Source organism: Protofrankia coriariae, assembly GCF_001017755.1.
Lineage (GTDB): Bacteria > Actinomycetota > Actinomycetes > Frankiales > Frankiaceae > Protofrankia > Protofrankia coriariae.
Genome location: NZ_JWIO01000003.1, coordinates 286,371 through 289,132, shown reverse-complemented (window position 1 = coordinate 289,132; position 2,762 = coordinate 286,371). Strand labels below are relative to the sequence as shown.

Sequence of the window (2,762 nt, the reverse complement as noted above, 5' to 3'; positions counted from 1 at the left end):
CCCGCGGCGGTGGCCGCCGGCCGGGTGGGCGCGGGCTTGGGGTCGAGCGGGACCGCGCCGGCGAAGCGGAGGCCGGCGAGTTCGTCAGAAAGCCGTGGATCTGAGGGCGAGGCGTTTCGCGATCTGGCGGGCCCTGGTCCTGACGATCGGGGCCCGGACGACATGGGTGACCTCCGTGGCATGACTCCATCGTTGCATCCGAGCAGCGAAACCGGACAGCGCCTCGGTGTACCGGGCGCCCACGGCCGGTCAGCATCGCGCCTCCGACCAGCCCACAACCAGCTCGGCAGCCATCACGGACCAGACAAAATCCGTCCAACCCGGCCAGGTTGGCCCACCTGGCCGGGCAGCGGTCACTGTTGGGTCATTCCTGGGCCAGGCGCCGTTCGATCGAGGCGACCTTGGCGTGTATCGCGTCGGTGGCCCCCTGGCGGATGTCGGCCTTGAGTACCAGGCTCACCCGTCCGGACCTCGCGGCCACGGCCTCGACCGCCCGGCGCACGACGTCGATGACCTCGTCCCACTCCCCCTCGACCGTCGTGAACATCGCCGACGTCTCGTTGGGCAGGCCGCTGGCGCGGACCACCCGCACCGCCTCGGCGACCAGGTCGCCGACGTCCTCGCCGGTGCCGATCGGGGTCACGCTGAACGCTACGAGCATGGTTCAAGATCTACCATGGCTGCCACCACCTTCGTGCCGGTATCGGCGAGCCTGCCGGGATTGGTGAGTGTGCCAGCATTGGCGACGACCAGCCGCCGGATGCTACCTTCTGTGCAGGTTCCATCCCTGGGACGGCATAAACGGACACTCGACCAAACCCGGGACAACGCTCTTCGACGGCACGCCCTACTATTGCCCGCCGTGGAGTGGACGATGCGCAATGACCGGGATGACGAGGCACGGGACGACGAGGCATAGGTGGTTCCACGGACCCTCCTCGACGCGCTGACAAGCCTGGTCGTACTCGTCGGCGCGGATGGCCGCGTCCTCGACGCGGGCGCGGCCGCGAGGACCTTTCTCGGTGAACGACTGGCCGGGACGATCCATCTACGGGACCTGATCGACGTGGTGGAGCCGTCCTCGCGGGTCCGGCTGCGCGATGTCGTGCCCCGGGCGCTCAGCCGTACCGGCCAGTGGCGCGGAACCGTCGATCTCGTCGACACCGCGGGCAACCCGGCGCCCTATCTGCTGTCGGTACGGGCCGATCCCGACGGCGGCTTCGTGATCGCAGCCCAGGACACCGAGGACGTCCGGGCCCGGGAGGCGGCCGAACGGGAGTCCCGGGCGAAGGACGAGTTCGTCGCGCGGCTCGGCCACGAGCTGCGCACCCCCCTCAACGCGGTCCTCGGCTTCGCCCAGCTGCTGGAGCTCGAGCCGCTGGCGCCGGAGCTGCACGACGACGTCGAACGGATCATCACCGGTGGCCGGCACATGCAGGCCCTCATCGACGACGTGCTCGACCTCGCCCGGCTGCGGGCCGGGCGTGGGGACATCAACAAGGGGCCCGTCAACGTCCTGGAGATCGTCCAGGGCGTCGTCGAGCTGGTCGAGCCGCTGGCCGCACAACGCGGGATCCGGCGGGTCATCTCACCGGCCGAACCCCTGGTCGCCGACGCCGACCGGCGGCGGCTGTGGCAGGTCCTGCTCAACCTGGTCGGCAACGCCCTGAAGTACGGCCGTGAGGGCGGCACCGTCCGCGTCGGGATCGTGCCCGTCACCGGGGGCCGGGTGCGGATCGAGGTCGAGGACGACGGCAACGGCCTGCCCCCAGAGGCCATGAACAGGCTGTTCCGGCCGTTTGAACGGCTCGGAGCCGAACGGAGCGGCGTCGAGGGTAGTGGGCTGGGGCTGGCGCTGTCCCACGCCCTGGTCACGGCCATGGGCGGCGTTCTCACCGCGGCCAGCCGCTACCGGGTGGGCAGCGTGTTCGCCGTGGTCCTGGACACCATCGACGTCCGTTTCGACGACGCCTACGGCGACCCGGACGACGATGACGGGTTCGCGCCGGTGCCGGCCGTCACGGACCGGCCGTCGGCGGGATCAGAGCCGGGGACGGAGCCGGTCGACAGCCGCCTGCGGGTCGTGCACGTCAGCGGTGACCCGGCGACCCGGGCGATGGTCACCCACGTGCTGCGCAGCTCGCTGGGAGCGGACACGGTCTGCGTCCCGCGCGCCGCCCTCGCGCTGGACGCCGTGCGGCGCTCCCGGCCGGCGCTGGTGCTGCTGGACCGGATCCTGCCCGACGCGCCGGTCGAGGAACTGCTGCGGGTGCTCGCGGCGGACGCCACCGCCGGGCAGGTCCCCGCTGTCGTCCTCACCACGGACGACGACCCGCGGGATCTGACCAAGCTGCGGCAGGCCGGCGCGGTAGGTGTCGTCGGAGCGCCCCTCGACGTCAACGCGGTGATCGCGGCGGCCGGCCACCTGGCGGTGCGCAACGGCGGACGGCACCAGGCCGCGCACCAGTAGCGCCGGCCCGGCACCCGGCCCGGCGGGAACCGGCCGAATCAGCCGAATCAGCCGAATCAGCCGAATCAGCCGATGATCGCTCCGGTACCGGCTGTCCCGCCGCTGGTCGCCCCGCTGCCGGTCACATCGGCGATCACGCGCTCGGCGGCCGTGTAGGGGTCGAGCGTGCCCGCGACGACCTCGCCCGCGAGCGCGTCCAGCAGGGTCGCGTCCCGCAGGCCGCCCATGCGGGCCCGCAGCTCGGTGAGGGCGATCTGTTCGATCTCGTCGGCGGCCCGCCGACGCCGGCGGG

Annotated in this window: 3 protein-coding genes (1 of these 3 only partly in view); 1 reads left to right on the top strand and 2 read right to left on the bottom strand. The window is 72.0% G+C overall.

Going from position 1 to position 2,762, the window contains the following annotated elements; translation table 11 throughout:
* Positions 1-364: 364 nt before the first annotated feature.
* Complete coding sequence (locus FrCorBMG51_RS03635; protein WP_047221651.1) at positions 365-661, bottom strand: MTH1187 family thiamine-binding protein; 297 nt, start codon at positions 659-661, stop codon at positions 365-367.
* A gap of 258 nt (positions 662-919) precedes the next feature.
* On the opposite strand from FrCorBMG51_RS03635, the gene FrCorBMG51_RS03630 reads away from it, so the two are divergent.
* On the top strand, positions 920-2,470 hold the full coding sequence (locus FrCorBMG51_RS03630) for a hybrid sensor histidine kinase/response regulator (protein ID WP_047221650.1): 1,551 nt from the start codon (positions 920-922) through the stop codon (positions 2,468-2,470).
* A 133-nt stretch (positions 2,471-2,603) separates the two neighbouring features.
* Here FrCorBMG51_RS03630 and meaB read toward each other — a convergent pair whose 3' ends face one another.
* Positions 2,604-2,762, bottom strand: the 3' portion of a protein-coding gene (meaB, locus tag FrCorBMG51_RS03625) for a methylmalonyl Co-A mutase-associated GTPase MeaB (protein ID WP_476742098.1). 723 nt of this gene lie beyond the right edge of the window; 159 of the gene's 882 nt are visible here — the last part of the coding sequence; the start codon falls outside the window, past its right edge — the gene reads right to left on this strand; its stop codon occupies positions 2,604-2,606.